22 protein-coding genes are annotated in these 17,248 nt (G+C 63.8%); 15 read left to right on the forward strand and 7 right to left on the reverse strand.

Annotated elements, in window-relative coordinates; translation table 11 throughout:
- The first annotated feature begins 87 nt into the window (after window positions 1-87).
- The 4 genes from BRAS3843_RS04035 to BRAS3843_RS04050 all read left to right on the forward strand — a co-directional run bounded on the left by BRAS3843_RS04035 (window position 88) and on the right by BRAS3843_RS04050 (window position 3,609).
- A complete protein-coding gene (locus BRAS3843_RS04035) occupies window positions 88-1,437 on the forward strand; it encodes a cytochrome C (RefSeq protein ID WP_244425111.1) in 1,350 nt (449 codons plus the stop codon).
- Window positions 1,438-1,465: 28 nt separating this feature from the next.
- On the forward strand, window positions 1,466-2,239 hold the full coding sequence (locus BRAS3843_RS04040; protein WP_008967452.1) for an outer membrane beta-barrel protein: 774 nt from the start codon (window positions 1,466-1,468) through the stop codon (window positions 2,237-2,239).
- Between the two features lie 46 nt (window positions 2,240-2,285).
- On the forward strand, window positions 2,286-2,921 hold the full coding sequence (locus tag BRAS3843_RS04045) for a c-type cytochrome (RefSeq protein WP_244425112.1): 636 nt from the start codon (window positions 2,286-2,288) through the stop codon (window positions 2,919-2,921).
- 85 nt (window positions 2,922-3,006) lie between these two features.
- Window positions 3,007-3,609 carry a c-type cytochrome gene (locus BRAS3843_RS04050; RefSeq protein ID WP_008967454.1) on the forward strand — a complete coding sequence of 201 codons (603 nt, stop codon included), beginning with the start codon at window positions 3,007-3,009 and terminating at the stop codon, window positions 3,607-3,609.
- 47 nt (window positions 3,610-3,656) lie between these two features.
- Here the strand turns inward: BRAS3843_RS04050 and BRAS3843_RS04055 are convergent, their stop codons facing one another.
- A complete protein-coding gene (locus tag BRAS3843_RS04055) occupies window positions 3,657-4,040 on the reverse strand; it encodes a hypothetical protein (protein WP_008967455.1) in 384 nt (127 codons plus the stop codon).
- A gap of 179 nt (window positions 4,041-4,219) precedes the next feature.
- Between BRAS3843_RS04055 and BRAS3843_RS04060 the strand changes: the two genes are divergently transcribed.
- Window positions 4,220-4,936 (forward strand): MgtC/SapB family protein, encoded by a 717-nt coding sequence (locus tag BRAS3843_RS04060; protein ID WP_008967456.1) that lies wholly within the window; start codon window positions 4,220-4,222, stop codon window positions 4,934-4,936.
- 19 nt (window positions 4,937-4,955) lie between these two features.
- On the opposite strand, the gene BRAS3843_RS04065 is transcribed toward BRAS3843_RS04060, so the two are convergent.
- The 3 genes from BRAS3843_RS04065 to BRAS3843_RS04075 all read right to left on the reverse strand — a co-directional run bounded on the left by BRAS3843_RS04065 (window position 4,956) and on the right by BRAS3843_RS04075 (window position 7,402).
- Window positions 4,956-5,618 (reverse strand): DUF2278 family protein, encoded by a 663-nt coding sequence (locus BRAS3843_RS04065; protein WP_008967457.1) that lies wholly within the window; start codon window positions 5,616-5,618, stop codon window positions 4,956-4,958.
- 36 nt (window positions 5,619-5,654) lie between these two features.
- Complete coding sequence (locus tag BRAS3843_RS04070) at window positions 5,655-6,506, reverse strand: hypothetical protein (RefSeq protein WP_244425113.1); 852 nt, start codon at window positions 6,504-6,506, stop codon at window positions 5,655-5,657.
- A gap of 95 nt (window positions 6,507-6,601) precedes the next feature.
- Window positions 6,602-7,402 (reverse strand): RMD1 family protein, encoded by an 801-nt coding sequence (locus BRAS3843_RS04075; protein ID WP_008967459.1) that lies wholly within the window; start codon window positions 7,400-7,402, stop codon window positions 6,602-6,604.
- A gap of 167 nt (window positions 7,403-7,569) precedes the next feature.
- Between BRAS3843_RS04075 and BRAS3843_RS04080 the strand changes: the two genes are divergently transcribed.
- Window positions 7,570-8,721 carry a DUF3095 domain-containing protein gene (locus tag BRAS3843_RS04080; RefSeq protein ID WP_008967461.1) on the forward strand — a complete coding sequence of 384 codons (1,152 nt, stop codon included), beginning with the start codon at window positions 7,570-7,572 and terminating at the stop codon, window positions 8,719-8,721.
- A 21-nt stretch (window positions 8,722-8,742) separates the two neighbouring features.
- On the opposite strand, the gene BRAS3843_RS04085 is transcribed toward BRAS3843_RS04080, so the two are convergent.
- From BRAS3843_RS04085 to BRAS3843_RS04095, 3 genes are all read right to left on the reverse strand, one after another.
- Window positions 8,743-9,483: a hypothetical protein gene (locus BRAS3843_RS04085; RefSeq protein WP_008967462.1), complete on the reverse strand. Its 741-nt coding sequence runs from the start codon at window positions 9,481-9,483 to the stop codon at window positions 8,743-8,745.
- A 75-nt stretch (window positions 9,484-9,558) separates the two neighbouring features.
- A complete protein-coding gene (locus BRAS3843_RS04090) occupies window positions 9,559-9,996 on the reverse strand; it encodes a DUF2147 domain-containing protein (protein WP_008967463.1) in 438 nt (145 codons plus the stop codon).
- A gap of 140 nt (window positions 9,997-10,136) precedes the next feature.
- Window positions 10,137-10,670: a GNAT family N-acetyltransferase gene (locus BRAS3843_RS04095; RefSeq protein ID WP_008967464.1), complete on the reverse strand. Its 534-nt coding sequence runs from the start codon at window positions 10,668-10,670 to the stop codon at window positions 10,137-10,139.
- Window positions 10,671-10,776: 106 nt separating this feature from the next.
- Here BRAS3843_RS04095 and BRAS3843_RS04100 point away from each other — a divergent pair, with 106 nt between their 5' ends.
- The 9 genes from BRAS3843_RS04100 (at window position 10,777) to BRAS3843_RS04140 (ending at window position 17,228) form a co-directional block, all read left to right on the forward strand.
- The gene (locus BRAS3843_RS04100; RefSeq protein ID WP_008967465.1) at window positions 10,777-11,376 is read left to right on the forward strand and encodes a superoxide dismutase; all 600 of its coding nucleotides are present in this window, start codon (window positions 10,777-10,779) and stop codon (window positions 11,374-11,376) included.
- 181 nt (window positions 11,377-11,557) lie between these two features.
- The gene (gene crcB, locus BRAS3843_RS04105) at window positions 11,558-11,944 is read left to right on the forward strand and encodes a fluoride efflux transporter CrcB (protein WP_008967466.1); all 387 of its coding nucleotides are present in this window, start codon (window positions 11,558-11,560) and stop codon (window positions 11,942-11,944) included.
- A gap of 71 nt (window positions 11,945-12,015) precedes the next feature.
- Window positions 12,016-12,198, forward strand: coding sequence for a hypothetical protein (locus BRAS3843_RS04110; protein ID WP_035980766.1), 183 nt, complete (start codon window positions 12,016-12,018; stop codon window positions 12,196-12,198).
- A gap of 5 nt (window positions 12,199-12,203) precedes the next feature.
- Window positions 12,204-12,962, forward strand: a complete 759-nt coding sequence (locus tag BRAS3843_RS04115) for an ABC transporter ATP-binding protein (protein ID WP_008967467.1) — start codon at window positions 12,204-12,206, stop codon at window positions 12,960-12,962.
- Entirely contained in the window at window positions 12,962-13,831 is an 870-nt protein-coding gene (locus tag BRAS3843_RS04120) for a metal ABC transporter permease (RefSeq protein WP_035980792.1), read from the forward strand. The genes BRAS3843_RS04115 and BRAS3843_RS04120 overlap by 1 nt, the downstream gene beginning before the upstream one ends.
- A 7-nt stretch (window positions 13,832-13,838) precedes the next feature.
- Entirely contained in the window at window positions 13,839-14,723 is an 885-nt protein-coding gene (locus tag BRAS3843_RS04125; protein WP_008967469.1) for a metal ABC transporter substrate-binding protein, read from the forward strand.
- Window positions 14,724-14,766: 43 nt separating this feature from the next.
- Complete coding sequence (locus BRAS3843_RS04130; protein ID WP_035980768.1) at window positions 14,767-15,810, forward strand: GTP-binding protein; 1,044 nt, start codon at window positions 14,767-14,769, stop codon at window positions 15,808-15,810.
- Window positions 15,810-16,829, forward strand: a complete 1,020-nt coding sequence (locus BRAS3843_RS04135) for a WD40 repeat domain-containing protein (protein ID WP_008967471.1) — start codon at window positions 15,810-15,812, stop codon at window positions 16,827-16,829. The genes BRAS3843_RS04130 and BRAS3843_RS04135 overlap by 1 nt, the downstream gene beginning before the upstream one ends.
- 78 nt (window positions 16,830-16,907) lie before the next feature.
- A complete protein-coding gene (locus BRAS3843_RS04140) occupies window positions 16,908-17,228 on the forward strand; it encodes a hypothetical protein (protein ID WP_008967472.1) in 321 nt (106 codons plus the stop codon).
- Window positions 17,229-17,248 lie beyond the last annotated feature (20 nt).

The following is a 17,248-nucleotide window of genomic DNA, read 5'->3' on the forward strand; positions in this document are numbered from 1 at the left end:
GCCTTTGCGTCGCCGGTCCACGCGTTACCGAGCTTTGCGCGACAGACTGGTCAGCCCTGTGGCGCCTGCCATACCGATTTCCCGGCGTTGACGCCGTATGGTCGAAGGTTCAAGCTACTTGGCTACACGGCGGGCGGCGGACCGTTTAAGACCACACCTTTCTCCTCGAATGAGGCGCAGAGCGTCCGAGCGGAATACGACAAGCTGCGCGGCTATGCGGCGACCACAACGGCGCAGCCTGTCCATGACGACAGCCAGACCTATGTTCCGCCGATCTCGATGATGGCCATCGTCGGCTTTACGCATACGCAGGCGCCGCTTCCGCCGCCCACCGATCCGTACAGCCCGAACGACAACACCGTGCTGTCGCCCTTCAGCGTTTTCTGGGGCGGCGCCATTACCAGGGACATCGGTGCTTTCGCGCAGGTGACCTACAACGCCGTGCCGGCCGGCGGCTTTGGTGATCCTTTCGGGCACACATGGACGTGGGACAACACTGACGTGCGATTTGCCCGCACGGCAAGCTTCGGGCCGCTCGATCTGGTTTACGGTATCACCGCTAACAACAATCCGACGGTCCAGGATCTCTGGAATACGACGCCGGCCTGGGGCTTTCCCTACGCTGCATCGACGCTTGCGAACACGCCGGCGACCAAGACCATGATTGAGGGCGCCTTCGCCGCACATGTTGGCGGCGTTGGCGCCTACACGATGATCAACGACCTGCTCTATCTGGAGGTCACCGGCTACAAGACCCTCAGCTTCAGCCAGCAGAACGCGCTCGGCACCGACCCGTTCGGGGTCGGACAGATCGGCGGTATTGCGCCATATTGGCGCGTGGCGCTCGAGCCGCATTGGGGCCGGCATTCACTGATGGTCGGCACGTTCGGCATGTATTCCGAAGTCCATCCGTGGGTCGACACCAGCTTCGCGACCTGGTCGACTGCCGTGCAGCCACTGGCCGACAAATTCACTGATTTGGGCTTCGATACCCAGTATCAGTATCAAGGCGACGACTACTGGCTGACCTTGCGTGGCAGCTATATCCGGGAATTCCAGCGGCTTGATGCAAGCTTTGCTTCGCTCGCGGCCGCCAATCCAACGAATCTCGTCAATAGCTTGAAGCTCCAGGCCTCGGTGGCGTTCGGCGGCGACAATCGGATTGTGTTGACCGGACAGTATTTCAACATCTGGGGCACGGCCGACCCCACGCTTTACGGGATCGATGCAACCACCGGCCTGGCACTGACACCGAACAGTGATGGCTGGACCGCCGAGGTCGCCTACATTCCCTTCGGGCTCAGCAAGTCGCCGCTGTGGCCTTGGTTCAACGCCAGGATCGGACTGCAATACAACTACTACAACAAGTTCAACGGCACCACGGTCGGAGCCCACGACAACAATTCGCTATTCCTGCACGCCTGGTTTGCGATGTAAGGGGCCCACAGTTCAAGGAGAACGTCCGATGAAAAGAGCCAGTCTCCCCAGCATCGCGGCGCTCGCCGCCGTTCTCGCAGGGCCCGCCGTCGCAGCCGATCTGCCGCTGAAAGAACCCGCGAGCTTCGCTGCGCGCTTCAACTGGACGAGCTGCTATCTCGGCGGGCATCTCGGCGGTGCTTTCGCCACCAAAGACATCACCGATCCTGTTCAGCTCGTGCAGGATCAGTTCGCTGGCGCGCCGGTCACGACGGGCGTTACAACGGTCAGCCCGACGCCAAGCGGCGTCCTGATCGGCGGCCAGATCGGCTGCGACTATCAGTTCAGCTCGTCGCTGGTCGTGGGAATCGAGGGCGCGGCCTCAGGGTCTACGATGAAGAGCACCAAGTCCGTTACTCTGCCGCTCGGCAATCCCGATACGGCCAGCGTGAAGGCGACGACCGACTTTCTGACGAGCTTGACGGCGCGTTTCGGCTATGCCGCGGACAATCTGTTATTCTATGCCAAGGGCGGCGGGGCATTGGCCGGCGACAAATACGACGTCACGGGTTCGTTCGTCGGGGTTCCGTTCGCCTTCAGAGGGACCGAAAACCGCGTCGGCTGGACTGTCGGCGGCGGCGTGGATTGGGGCTTTGCGGACCATTGGTCGGCCAACGTCGAATACGACTACTATCGCTTCGGCCACGGCACGGTGACGATGTCGGATCCCGTGAACGTTCTGTCGGGACCTGTCGACGTCAGGCAGACGATCCACGTCGTCAAGGTGGGGCTGAATTTCCACATCTGGGGCGCCGGGCTGTGAGCTGCAGGGGCGACCCAATCCGGCGTGCTGACGCAGAGGCGGATCAATGAGGGGCATTCGTCTGGGGCTGATCGGGGGAGCCACGATGTTGGCCGCGGCGGCCGTGGCCGCGGATCGCACGCAGGAGTCAGTTGCGCGGGGCGGCTTCGAAGCCAAGCTGCAATATTGCAAGACCTGCCACGGATTATCTGGCCAAGGCTATTACGGCTATTTTCCGATGCCGCGCCTTGCCGGCCAGCAGCCGCAATATATCGAGAACCAGCTTCGCGCCTTCCTCGAACGACGACGAACCAATCCGATTATGGCCAATGTGGCCCACGCGCTGAGCCCGTCGATGATATCGGCCTTGGCCGCGCACTTCCAGGCTCTCGACCCGAAGCCGCTCGGTGGCGCGCCGCGCGCATTGTCTGGCCTCGGCAAGCGGATCTATGAGGACGGGTTGCCGGAGAGCAACGTGCCGGCCTGCGCGGCCTGCCATGGCCTCGACGGCAGGGGGCACAGCGAGATTCCGCGCCTGGCCGGTCAGCTCTACGCCTATACGGTTGGCCAATTGTCCGGTTGGAGCAAAGCACGCGGACAGGGCACCGCGGTGGACACCTCGGCGGTTATGGCACCGACTGCGCACAATCTGACGCGGGCTCAGGTCGAAGCGGTTGCTGCTTATGTCAGTGAACTGCGATGAGGTTGCCATCATCACCGACGGCCCTGGCCGGCGACATGAGGTGCAGACCTCAGGAGCGATCTGCGATGCGCGAAGGTACCGCACCATGAAACAGTCGAATCTTTGGCTCGCTCTGTTTCTGCTTGCGCTGTTTGCTCCGATCGGTCCGGTGCGAGCCGGCGACAACGACGAGGTTCGCAATTGCACGTGGTGCCACGGTACATCAGGACAAGGCTATATGGTCGCGCCGAGGCTGGCCGGCCAGCGGCCGCAATACATCGAAAGCCAGATCAGGGACTTCCACGATCATATTCGCGATGCGCCGTTCTCGAAGCAATACATGTGGGGCGCCACAGCCGCGCTCCAGCCGGACCGGGCTCGCGCGCTTGCGCAATATTTTGCGACGATTGAGCCGAAGCCCGCCAATGACGGCAACCGCGCCTCCGCAGCGAGAGGGCGAACGGTCTATATGGAAGGCATTCCGGAGGCCAATATCGTCGCCTGCTATGCCTGCCACGGGCCAAACGCGGAGGGTGTGCGCGATATTCCTCGGTTGGGTGGGCTTTCCTATGCCTATCTGAGATCGCGGCTCGAGCAGTGGGGGCAAGGCTACCATTCGACGCCAGGTTCACCGATGCCGGTGGTCGCGAGCCAATTGGGACCGGAAGAGATCGAGGCGCTGGCTTCCTATCTCAGCTTCGTCCGATAGGCCCGACTTGCGTGCCTTCGCCTGAGCGCAATCCGTCATGCGGATGATTACTTGATGGGCTTCGGCAGGTCGATCCGCTCCCTGGAGAATTCCGGGGGCCCTTCGATCAGGCGCCGAATCCGGCGTTCCCGCTCGTCTGCAGGCAGATCAGGATCGAGCATCCGGTCGACCTGCGCGATGGCGATCCGCTCGATCGCGTCGATCGCGTGCGGGTCGGGTATGGTCTCGTGTGGAGCCGTTGCTGGCGCAGCCGCCCGCAGGCCGATCTCCAGCAGCTGACGGATGGCATCGGCGCGCGTGATCTGATGCGCTTCGGCCCAGGCATCGATATCGGCGGTGAGCTCCTGCGACAGCCTCACCGCGCTGACGGCATCATGTCCCACCCGGACGGCAGGGCTGAGATCCTTTCTGGTATCGGACACGGGCGTCATCTGTCTGTTGCTCATGGCAGCCTAAATGGGGTTGATGGGGCAGGATTTGATTCCGATCAATGATGTTTGACGGTCGCCATCGATGTCCGGCGCTTGCCGGGGCGAAGAGGTTGATCACGGTGGCCGGCGCGGCTAGGGAGTTGCCGCATCATCAAGAGTGAGACGGCAACAGGCCCCGCATGCGCTTCCTGCAAACCTTCCAGCTGTACGATTTCCTCGACACCCTGGTCAGCCTGTTCACGGCCTTTGTGCTCGGGACCTTGATCGGTGCGGAGCGGCAATATCGGCAGCGCAGCGCGGGCCTGCGCACCAACGTGCTGGTGGCGGTCGGGGCCGCAGCCTTTGTCGATATCGGCAACCGTCTCACCGGTGCGGAAGGCGCGGTGCGCGTCATCGCCTATGTGGTGTCCGGCATCGGCTTTCTCGGCGCCGGCGCGATCATGAAAGAGGGCCAGAATATCCGCGGCCTCAACACTGCGGCGACCTTGTGGGCCTCCGCCGCGGTCGGGGCCTGTGCCGGCGCGGACCTGATTGCGCAATCGGCGGCACTGACGCTGTTCGTGCTGTCCGGCAACACGCTGCTGCGGCCGCTGGTCAATGCCATCGATCGGATTCCGCTCACCGAGAAGCACTCGGAAGCCAATTACGAGATCGTTGTGAGCACCGATGCGTTGAGCGCAGCGGAAATCCGGGAGGCACTCGAGGACCGGCTGGAGACCGCGAAATATCCGGTGCGGGAGACCGAGGTGGCCTATCGCTCCGAGGACAATGTCGAGATCACGGCGCTGCTGGTGCCGCTTGCGGTCGAACCGGGCGATCTCGACCGCGTTATCGCCGAGCTCGCCAAACTGCCGGGTGTGCGTCATGCGACCTGGAATGTCAGCGCGCTGGAGTGACTGAGCGGTTGGACGGGAATCAAATGCTGCTGCTATCGGGCAGCGGATTGCCGAGCTCGTCGGTCGGCACCAGCTGCTGATTGAAGGCGGCGAAATAGGCCGCCCATTCCGGCTCGCCGACATCGACCAGGACAGCGCCATCCTGCCAGATATCGTTGTGGTCGTTGGCATCGTTGCCGACATGGTGGATGTAGCCTCCGGTCGAGCCCTGGTTCATATGGACGTCGTGGATGCCGTTGCCATCGATGTAGAAGCGGCCGAACACATAGACGTCGCGATTGTCCTGCTGCGCACGCGACAGCAGCCGCTTCAACGAGGCCACGGGTTCGACGACATCGGAGCCGTCCATCACATCGCTGTCGCGCCAGCGCCCGGTGTTGGTCAGGAGATCGCTGCGCAGGAAATCGAGGGCGGGCAGGGTGCTCTGGCCGGTGAGATCATGGACGCCGCTTTCGCCGGCGGCGAGCGTCTGGATGATCGGGTGGCGGAAGTCGAAGACCAGCTTGTATTTCAGGAGGTCGTCGGCGTCATTGGTGCCGACATTGATGGCGAAATCCCATTCCTCATCATCGATCAGCATGCCGACATGCAGGTGATACTGGATTTCGTGATGCTGCCGGCTGGATGTAAGGCGCGGCTCGGACGTGATCCTGGCCTTGGTAAATCCGTAAGCGAGCGTCACGACGCGATCCTCCGCCTTTATCCGGGCCGGCGCGTCCTATTTGATGCAGCGGCCGACATCGCCGGACGCCGTCGGCGTCTCATAGCCGCCCGGCGACACCGGCTGGCCGTCGAATAAGACCGCCAGCTGGTTGGCAATGCCGAAGTCCGCGGCGCCTCGCCGCCGGTCATTGATCAGGCGCGCAATGTTCCATTCGTCGTGTGAACCATAGCTGAATGCGACCGACGCACGCAGGCCATAATAGTTGCGGAAGCCGGCCTTGGTCAGGCTGCCATTGGCGATCGCATCCTTGTATTTCGGGTTGGTCGCGATCTTGTCGTCGAACCACGCTTCCAGTCTTTCGAGATCTGCGGTGCCGGTCAGCTCGAAATAACGGGCAAAGTCGGTAGGGCCGGAGAAGTAGAAGAAATCGAAGTCCTCGCCGAGGCCTCTCTCGCCTTCGAGGATCTGCGTCCACATGTACATGTAGTCGGCGCCGCTGGCGCCCTGCATGGCGGCGCTGCCTTCTTCGCCGGGATTGAGCAGATAGACGGTGCGCGCGCCGAAACGCTTGCCGACGTGCTCGGCGGTCGCTTTCGCCATGTCGGAATTGACGAGATAGGCGCCGCCGCCGGCCGGCGAGAGCGGGACACTGAGATAGCCGATGGCTTTGCCCTGGGCCCGGTTGTCCGCGATCAGCTTTCGTACCCGTGCCACATTGGCCGTGATCGCATCGCGGTAGTCGGGATTGACGCAGTAGCAGATGTCGAGCGCGGTACAGAGCGTCACGGGGGACGAGGCCGCGCGGGCCGGCGCGGGGTTCAGCAGCAGGATGGTGCCGGCGAGCACGAGCGCCGGGACGGCCGCGGACCTTTGTGCGCGGCGATAAGCCTTGACGAGACCGTTCATGTTGCCACCTGGTTCGCCGTTGAGACGATCCCTGATGATACGTGCGGCGTATGACAATACAACCAAGGATTTTGCCAGGGCAGAGACCGCGATCGTCAATGCCCGCCGCGGGCATAGGCCTCGTAGAAGGTGACGATGATCTCGAAGGCGATCAGGATCACGACGATGATCTCGAGCCGGAGCGAACGCTTGGTATCGATGATGTCCGCGAGCGTGGTCGCGGTCTCCGCGATCACCGACAGCTTGCGGTTCAGTGACTCGGCGCGCTCGCTCAACTCATACTCGTCCTCGAGCCGCGCGTAGAGCCGCTCCAGGTCCGGACGGTCCCACAATACGTCGGGCTTCTCGCCGACAGCGACGCGTCCCGAGACGCGATGCTGCACCAGCAGCGCCTCGCCGAGCAGCTTCAGCATCGCCTTGCCGCCGCGCGAGCTGCGCCCCTGCACGGCGAGCTCGCGCGCAAACGGCTCGATCGTATCGAACACGTTGGCGACCTCGCGCTCGCCGCGGCCGAGCACCACGCTCTTGGCGAGCGCATCGGCGACGATGAGCAGCCGTTCCACGGAAAACTCCTTGACGACGATCGGGCCGCCCACCTGTATAGGCTCGTCCGCCTCGCGCGCGACCTGGACCTTGGCGGTCTCCTCCTCGGGCGGATCGATCAGCCCGAACGACCGCGGCCGCAGGCGCTCGAGAAACTCGGTCTCTTCCGCCGCCGACATGCCGATGAAGACGACGACGCCATAGCGAAACACCACCGCAATGCCGCTCGATCCGACGCGGACGGCGAGCGGTGTCGCGTTCAGCACCTGGCCCTCGAAGCCCGCGGTGTTGATGCGGTCGGCGATCTGCAGCGCGCGGGCGGAGAGTTGCGGGACGGGCGGGGTCTGTGTCATCGCACGAGCCTAGCAGGGCCGGGGAAAGAATTCGATGACAAGCACCTGCGCAAAAGTTCGGATCTGCTGTCGGGTGGTTTTGATTCAAATCCCCATGCCTTGAACCCGCTTGACAGCATCGGCCGTAATTCCTCTTTGAGGACGCAATGGAGACGGATCATCCATCCATGTCGAACAAGAGCGCCGCCGACTTCTACGCCTCCATTCCGGTCTTCCGCGGCTTTGCCCGGTTGATGGAGCCGTCGCTGTACCGGCCGTTGCCGGACGATTGGACCGTCGGCGTGGCTGATATCGTCGATTCGACCAAGGCGATCGCGGACAGGCGCTACAAGGCGGTCAACATGGCCGGCGCGGCGGTCATCGCGGCCGTGACCAACGGCCTGGAGGGGCGGGAATTCCCATTCGTGTTCGGCGGCGACGGCGCGAGCTTCGCGGTGGGGCCGGACGATGTCGAGCGGGCGCGCGGCGCGCTGGCGGCGACCGCGAGCTGGGTGCGCGAAGACCTGGGACTGGCCATGCGTGTGGCATTGGTCCCGGTCGCGGCGATCCGCGCCCACGGCCTGGATGTGCGGGTGGCGCGTTACGGTCCTTCGGCCAATCTATCCTATGCCATGTTCTCCGGCGGTGGCCTCGGCTGGGCGGAGACCGCGATGAAGCGCGGCGAATTCGCGGTGCAGGCCGCCCCGCCGGGCATCGAGCCCGATCTCTCCGGCCTGTCCTGCCGCTTCGAGGAGATCCCGTCCGCGCGCGGGCTCATCCTGTCGGTGCTGGTGCTGCCGGCGCAGGACGCCGATCCGCGCGAGTATCGCAAGGTGATCGAGGACATCATCACGCTGGTCGAGCACAGCCCCGATTCGGGGCGGCCGGTGCCGGCGGATGGGCCGGCCTTGAAATGGCCGCCGCAGGGGCTGGATTATGAGGTCCGCGCATCGCGCGGCGGTCCGCTTTTCGCACGTCGCGTTCGCATCCTCGGGCGGACGCTGTTCGTCTATCTGATCATGCGCTTCGGCATCCGCATCGGCGGTTTCGAGCCGGCGCTCTATACGAAGCAGGTGGTGGAGAACTCCGACTTCCGCAAATATGACGACGCGTTGCGCATGATCCTCGACTGCACCGAGGAGCTGGCGCGGGCATTGAGCGCGCGGCTCGCTGACGCCGCCTCATGCGGCATCGTGCGCTACGGGCTGCACCGGCAGGACGCGGCGATGATGACCTGCTTCACGCCCTCGGCGCTGCGTCCTGACCATGTGCATTTCATCGATGGCGCCCGCGGCGGCTATGCCTCGGCCGCGACCGCGCTGAAGGCAGCCACCGGCTGAGCGCGCCGATGGCGTGTGGGCTCATTTCGCCTTGCGTTTCGAACGGGGGACGATCAATCGGCCCCGCGCGCCCTTGCGATGCTCGCTGCGATGGCCGACGCGATCCTCCTGCGCGAACCGACGCTCTTTCGCCGGTGAACTGAACTGCTCCGTTACCTTGCCGTTCTTCCTGACGATGAGATAGCCGCCCTTGGACATGCTGAACGGCTTCTTGAGCCGGCCGAGGTGATCGAACTTGGTGCCAGGCGGGTGTTTGCGCGGCTCGAACCAGGTCGGGTAGAGGAAGTTCGACATCTCGATGCCGTCGACCTTGAAGCGATCCTCCTCGACGGCATCGCTCAACTCGTAGGCGTATTCGATCCCGTCAGCGCCATCGGCCCATATGTTGGCGAGCGGATCAATGACCATCTCGAACAGCTCATGGCATGCCGTCACGCTGACGGACTCGCCGGCGGCGAGCACCGTCCTGACGAAGATTTTCGACACCGGTTGACCGCCCTTGGTCAGCTTGTGATAGCCGAGCCTGCCGGCATCGTCGGTATCGTCGAGGAACACCAACTGCCAGTCGGAGGGCTTGGCCTTCTTGGTCGTGTAGAGCCTGACCGGAAAGCCCCATACGGGCAGGAAATGCGTATCATAGCATTTTTGCAGAGCCCGCGTGAGGGTGTCGAGCTCGACACCCAGGTCGGTCTTGGCCATGTTCATGCAGGCGACGGTCAACAGCCCGCTACGTCCTGTCCTGCCGGTCCGTGCTCCCTTCATTGCGGCCCCCTTCTAAAGCCCCATGATCATTGCTGCGGCGGCAGCGTAGTCGCGCTGTGCCTTGCCGTCATCCTCCTATTTCGCCCGCGTCCAGGTTTCGCCGCCGCAGAGCGCGCCGACGCAGCCTTCGACCTTGAGCGCGTCGGGATCGGCGACCGAGATGTGGCTGTCATAGCTTTGGCCGTCATCGGCATTGTAGATCTTGCCAGACCATCTGTTGGCGCCGTCCGGATGCATGCCGATGAAGAGCTGCAGGCCCATGATCGGTCGCTTGGCGAGTTCGCGATCCGGATTTTTGTCGTCGACTGCGGGCTTGGCGGTGCCGGGATCGATCGGCTGCTTCAGCCACACCACATTCCCGCAAAGATTGGCGCCGCATTTGCCGACCTTGATCTTGGCGTCGCCTGCCTGCGTCAGCCAGGTCCCGGTCGGATCGTCTGCAGCCAGGGCCGGTTGCGCAACAATCATCAGCGCAGCGATCGAAAGACCCAGAACATTCAGCTTGCCGGTCATGATACCCCCTGGAATTGAGACGGGTTCCATAACAGCAAATTGCGGCCATGCAACCGGCTGCGACTGTTTGTCCAAAGCCACCTCATCACGATGAGGTGCGCGTCAACCTCACCGTGTCCAGGTCATTCGTTCGTCATGTCTCACCACGGCAGACCGCAGAGATCGAGCGTGCCGCGCGTCGGCGCGTTGCGCTTGACGTCGTGGACGTAAGGTCCAATCGCATCGAATCGCACGCGCCCGCGATCTGGCTGCTCGGCATAGACATCGCCGTCGAATGGCTTGAAGCCGCGCGCCATGTAGAACGGTGCACGATACGGCTCGCAGAACAGGATTGCGAAATTGACGGAGTCCTCGTGCCTGAAGGTCTGGATGGCGGCGTTGAGCACGAGCGTCGCGAGCCCGCGATTGCGGACGTCCTCGCGCGTGATGACTCCGCCGATGCCGCCGGCATTCATCTTCTGGCCGTTCCAGGTGATCACGCGGCGGTAGAGCCCGACATGGCAGACGACATCGCCGGCCTCGTCCTGCACCACGACGCGGAGATCGGCATGGGCAAATTTGATACCGGCCCAGGGTAATGTTGCCACCACCTCAGGTGGCCAGACCGCGTTGTAAAGCGGCTCGACCAGCTTCCAGGAGGCGTCGCCATTGAGGACTTCGATCTCAATGCTCATCAAAGCGGCTCGTTTTTTCCAAAATCACAGTGTTTTACACTCTTGGAACCTTCTATAAGGAGGTCCCGTTAAATCCCGTCTTCCCACAAGTTGCGGAAACCACCCCATGACCTTTACCCTTCCCCCGCTCCCTTACGACTATGAAGCCCTGGCGCCCTATATGTCGAAGGAGACGCTCGAATATCACCACGACAAGCATCACCAGGCCTATGTGACCAATGGCAACAATGCGATCAAGGGGACTGAATTCGAAGGGAAGTCCCTCGAGGAGATTGTGAAGGGCTCATACGGCAAGAATGCCGCAGTCTTCAACAATGCCGGCCAGCACTACAACCACATCCACTTCTGGCAGTGGATGAAGAAGGACGGCGGCGACAGCAAAGTGCCGGGTCGTCTGGAGAAGAAGATCAACGAGGATCTCGGCGGCTTCGAGAAATTCAAGGCCGATTTCGCCGCCGCCGGCGTCGGCCAGTTCGGCTCCGGCTGGTGCTGGCTCCAGGTCAAGAACGGCAAGCTCGAAATTTCCAAGACCCCGAACGGCGAGAATCCGCTGGTGCACGGCGCCACCCCGATCCTCGGCTGCGACGTCTGGGAGCACTCCTATTACATCGACTATCGCAACCGCCGCCCGGACTACCTGAAGGCGTTCGTCGAAAATCTCATCAACTGGGATTATGTCGACGAGCTGTTCGACAAGACGGTCTGATCGGCGCACAGCGCACGAGCTGGAAAAGGGCGGCAGTCTTGCCGCCCTTTTTGCTGACAGAGAATTCCCGAAGAGAACGGTCCTTGTCACTGACGCGTGCGTGCGGCAAATTTTTTCTCGGTAGATCGCCTTTGATGGAGAAATTCGGCGTGGCCGGCGACGTGATGGAAATGAGGTTCAGGTGAAGCAGCTCATCGGATATGTGCTGGTGTTTCTCGGCGGTGGCACAGGCGCCTCGTTGCGGCACGCGGTGAACATGGCGAGCGCCAAAGCATTCGGCACCGCTTTTCCGTTCGGCACCTTCATCATCAACATCACGGGATCGATCGTAATGGGCCTGATCGCCGGTTATCTGGCGTTCAAGGGCGATGCCAGCCAGCACTGGCGATTGTTTTTGATGACCGGCATCCTCGGCGGCTACACCACGTTTTCTGCGTTTTCGCTCGACACGGCACTGCTCTATGAGCGCGGGGCGGTCGGCTTGGCGGCCCTCTATGTGGTCGGGTCCGTTGGTCTGTCGATCGCCGGCCTGTTCGCCGCGCTTGCGCTGGTCAGGTATCTCACCTGACGGCCGGCGTTTTTCCGGCCGGGCCGTCAGCTCCCGTGGACAGCGGCAATGTTATAATATAACATCCGCTGATGGTTTCACGCGATCTTCATGCCCACGCCCACCCGCATCCGCACAGCCACGGGCCCGCAGCACCGCATCCGGCGCAGGCCGCGCCGTGGTCGATCCTGCGGATGCCGGTCGCAGCGCGCTTGGCCGCCGCCATGGCGGCCAGTGCCGGGCTATGGGTGATCGTCTGGCTGGCGATGCGCTGATGCCAATGACCGTGCCGCTGAAATTCCAGGATGTGACGCTCGGCTACGACCGCCATCCGGCCGTCCACCACCTGACGGGCGAGGTTGCCCCGGGCAGCCTGCTCGCGGTGGTCGGTCCCAACGGGGCCGGCAAGTCGACGCTGTTCCGCGGCCTCGTCGGCCTGCTCAAGCCGCTGGCGGGTAGCATCAGCACCGGCGGCCTGGACCGGCGCGGCATCGCCTATCTGCCGCAGATCGCCGATATCGACCGCTCCTTCCCGATCTCGGTGTTCGATTTCGCCAGCACCGGGCTATGGCGAACCGTTGGTCCGTTCGGCGGCATCGGCAAGGCGGCACGGAAGCGGATCGCGCAGGCGATCGCAGCCGTCGGCCTGACCGGCTTCGAGAACCGCAGCATCGGGACGCTCTCGGGCGGCCAGATGCAGCGCATGCTGTTCGCGCGCGTGCTGCTGCAGGATGCGCGCGTGATCGTGCTGGACGAGCCGTTCAACGCGATGGACGCCAGCACCTCGGCCGACCTGTTGCGGCTGGTCGAGCACTGGCACCAGGAGGGGCGCACGGTGGTGGCGGCGCTGCACGACCTCGACATGGTACGCGGGCATTTTCCGCAGACGCTGCTGCTGGCGCGGGAGCCGGTGGCCTGGGGCGCGACGGCCGAGGTGCTGAGCGCCGACAATCTCGCGCAGGCGCGACGGATGTGCGAGGCTTTCGACGAGACGGCCCGGACCTGCGTGCCCGACCAGCTTCCGTCGCGAGCGGCATGATGATTTCAGATGTCCTGATCGCGCCGTTTTCCGATTTCGCGTTCATGCGCCGCGCGCTTGCTGCTGTGATCGCGCTGTCTCTCGGCGCCGGCCCGATCGGCGTGTTCCTGATGCTGCGCCGGATGAGCCTGATGGGCGACGCCATGGCGCATGCGATTCTGCCCGGTGCTGCCATCGGCTTTCTGCTCTCGGGGCTGAACCTGTTCGCGCTGACTGCCGGCGGCCTGGTGGCGGGCTTTGCGGTGGCGCTGCTCTCAGGGCTGGTGTCGCGCTCGACCGGGCTGAAGGAGGACGCCTCGCTGGCGACCTTCTATCTGGCCTCGCTCGCGATCGGCGTCACCATCGTCTCGGTGAAGGGCACCAACATCGATCTGCTGCACGTGCTGTTCGGCAACATCCTGGCCATGGACGATCCGACGCTGCTGATGGTGGCGACCAACGCGACGCTGACGCTCGTCGTGCTCGCGGTGATCTATCGCCCGCTGGTGATCGAGAGCGTCGATCCGCTGTTCCTGCGCACGGTGAGCCGGGCCGGCGCGCCGGCCCACCTGATCTTTCTCGGGCTGATCGTGGTCAATCTCGTCAACGGCTTCCAGGCGCTCGGCACCTTGCTCGCGGTCGGGCTGATGATCCTGCCTGCCGGCATCGCCCGGTTCTGGTCGCGCGACATCACGCCCATGATCTGCATCGCGGTGGCGGCCGCGATTTTGTCCGGCTATATCGGGCTGGTGCTGTCGTTCCAGACGCGCATTCCATCAGGCCCCGCGATCATCCTGGTCGCGGCGCTCATCTATCTCGGCTCGGTGCTGTTCGGACGCGTCGGCGGCGTGCTGCCGCAGCTGTTCCCGGGCCGCCACCTCGAGGCGTGATGCCGTCATGCGGAATGTCCACCTTATCCTGATTTTCGCGCTGCTTGGCCTTTGCTCGACACCGGCGCGTGCGCAGACGCGCCTCAATGTGGTCGCGAGCTTCTCGATCCTCGGCGACTTCGTTCGTCAGGTCGGCGGCAACAAGGTCAATGTCATCACGCTGGTCGGGCCCGACAGCGACGTGCATGTCTATACTCCGACGCCGCATGATGCGAAGGATGTCGGCGAAGCCAAGCTGCTCGTCGTCAACGGGCTCGGGCTCGAGGGCTGGCTGCCGCGCCTCCTGCAGGCCTCCGCAGCCAAGGCCAAGATCGTCACCGCCACTGATGGCATCGCCGTGCGCAAGCGTGGCGCGGATGCCGATCCCCATGCCTGGCAGTCGGTCAAGAACGCGATGATCTATGTCAGGAACATCCGCGAGGCGCTCGTCGCTGCTGATCCTGCCGATGCGCCGATCTTCAAGGCCAACGCCGACCGTTACCTGACCGAGCTCGACGCCTTGGATCGCGAGGTGCGCGCGGAGGTCGACAAGATTCCGCCGGAGCGGCGCAAGGTGATCGCGACCCATGATGCGTTTGGCTATTTGGCCGACGCGTACGGGGTGCAATTCATCGCGCTGCTCGGGGTCTCCACCGAGACCGAGCCGAGCGCCCGCGACATGGCCGGGATCGTCGAGACCATCAAGCGCAACCGGATTCCGGCGGTGTTCCTGGAGAACTTCAATGATGACCGGTTGATCGATCGGATCGCCGCCGAGGCCGGGGCCACGATCGGCGGGACGCTGTATTCCGATGCTCTGAGCGAGGAAAACGGCGCGGCACCCACTTACATTGCCTTGGTCAGGCACAATATAAGGGCCCTGACCGGCGCGCTCGGCCGCGAGGCCCGATGAGTCAAGCCATCCCTATTGAATGCGAGCACTTTGCGGAGTGAGTATGTCTGACGTGACCTCCCAGAAAGTCCCCGTGACGGTGTTGACCGGCTATCTCGGCGCCGGCAAGACCACGCTTCTCAACCGCATCCTCTCCGAAGATCATGGCAAGAAGTACGCCGTCATCGTCAACGAGTTCGGCGAGATCGGCATCGACAACGACCTGATCGTCGGCGCCGACGAAGAAGTGTTCGAGATGAACAATGGCTGCATCTGCTGCACGGTGCGCGGCGACCTCGTGCGCATCATCGACGGCCTGATGCGCCGCAAGGGCAAGTTCGACGCCATCATCGTCGAGACCACGGGGCTTGCCGATCCGGCGCCGGTGGCGCAGACCTTCTTCGTTGACGAGGACGTGCAGAAGAATGCGCGGCTCGATGCCGTGGTCACGGTCGCCGACGCGAAATGGCTGGCCGACCGCCTGAAGGATGCGCCGGAAGCCAAGAACCAGATCGCGTTCGCCGACGTCATCGTGCTCAACAAGACCGATCTGGTGTCGAAGCCGGAGCTTGCCGAGGTCGAGGCGCGGATTCGCGGCATCAATCCCTACGCGCAGCTGCATCGCACCGAGCGTTGCCAGGTGGCGATTGCCGACGTGCTCGAGCGCGGCGCCTTCGATCTCGATCGCATCCTGGAGATCGAGCCTGATTTCCTCGAGGTGGACGATCACGACCACGATCATCACCACCATGATCATGACCATGGCCACCACCATCATCATGATCACGGGCTGAAGCACTATCACGACGAGGACATGCAGTCCCTGTCGTTGCGCACCGACAAGCCGCTCGATCCGACCAAGTTCATGCCGTGGCTGCAGCAGCTGGTGCAGACGGAAGGACCGAAGATCCTGCGCTCCAAGGGCATCCTGGCGTTCCAGGATGATGAGGATCGCTACGTCTTCCAGGGCGTCCATATGATGCTGGAGGGCGACCATCAGCGGAAGTGGAAGGAGGGCGAGCCCCGCGAGAGCCGGGTCGTCTTCATCGGTCGCGAACTGCCGGAAGCGGCCATTCGCGAGGGTTTTGAGCGCTGCATCGTGACCTGATGAGTTCGTTCGAGCCAGGCGGCGAGGCCGCATCCATCGTCTCCGTCACCGACCGGGTGAAGCCGGTCGCGCTCGGCATGGCCGTGAGCGCCGTACATTATCTCGGCGACCGTGCCGTCTTTGTCGGCACCGAGGAGAGCGTCGCCTTCGTCGATCTCGAAGGCGCGATCAGCAAGGTCGAGGCGGTCGGCGGCGGAATCCTCTCCGCCGTCTCCGACGGCGCGCGCATGGTCATCGGCAGCGACGACGGCAAGGTCGTTGCGGTCGACGGCAAGGGCGAGGTGGCGGTGCTGGCGACCGATCCGAAGCGGCGCTGGATCGACAATGTCGCCGTGCATGGTGAGGGCAGCGTGGCTTGGTCGGTCGGCAAGACCGCCTTCGTCCGCTCGCCCAAGGGCGAGGAGAAGTCTCTGGAGGTCCCCTCCACGGTCGGCGGCCTCGCCTTCGCGCCCAAGGGCCTGCGGCTCGCGATCGCCCATTACAACGGCGCGACCTTGTGGTTTCCCAATATGGCGGGCACGCCGGAGTTCCTGGCCTGGGCGGGCTCGCATCTCGCCGTCAGTTTCAGCCCGGACAACAAGTTCCTGGTCACCGCGATGCATGAGCCGGCGCTGCATGGCTGGCGTCTCGCCGACGGCAAGCACATGCGCATGACCGGATATCCGTCGCGGGTGAAGTCGATGGCCTGGGGCGGCGGCGGCAAGTTTCTCGCGACCTCCGGGGCCGACATGGTGATCATGTGGCCCTTCGTTGGCAAAGATGGCCCGATGGGCAAGGAGCCGGCGATGCTGGCGCCGCTACAGGCCAAGGTGACGGCGGTGGCCTGCCATCCCAAGCAGGACATCCTTGCGGCCGGCTATGAGGACGGCACGGTGCTGATGGTGCGGATGCACGATGGGGCCGAGATCCTGGTGCGCCGCAACGGTACCCCACCGATCGTGGCGCTGGCCTGGAACGCCAACGGCACCTGGCTCGCTTTCTCCGACGAAAACGGCGCAGCCGGGCTGTTGAAGGTCTGAGGCATCACGGCGCGGCTTCCATTGGGAACCGCGCCGACCGTCATTCGTTGGTTCCTGCAAGCAACTTGTGGGTGACCCATGGCCTCAGTGAACAGCAAACAGAGATTGCGCAGGGAGTTGCTGCTGGGTGTCGGCCTGCTTGTTGCCGGCGCCATCATGGCGGCGCTGTCGCTAACCCAGATCCATGCCAATCATCTCGATCAGATGGCGCAGGCGACGCCCTCAGCCTCGCCCGAGCCCTCCCCAACGCCGGCCGAATCGAAGCCGGGCGGCACACGGCCGACCACGCCGGCGCCCGAGCCTGCGCGGCCCGATCCTGCCGCCGTGAAGGAGGGCGCCAAGCCGGCCCTGCCGCCGGCCCCGGCCGAGAAGGTCGCCCCGCCGATCGAGAAGAAGTAGCTTCGATTTCCGCCGTCATC

The organism is Bradyrhizobium sp. STM 3843 (assembly GCF_000239815.1).
GTDB lineage: Bacteria > Pseudomonadota > Alphaproteobacteria > Rhizobiales > Xanthobacteraceae > Bradyrhizobium.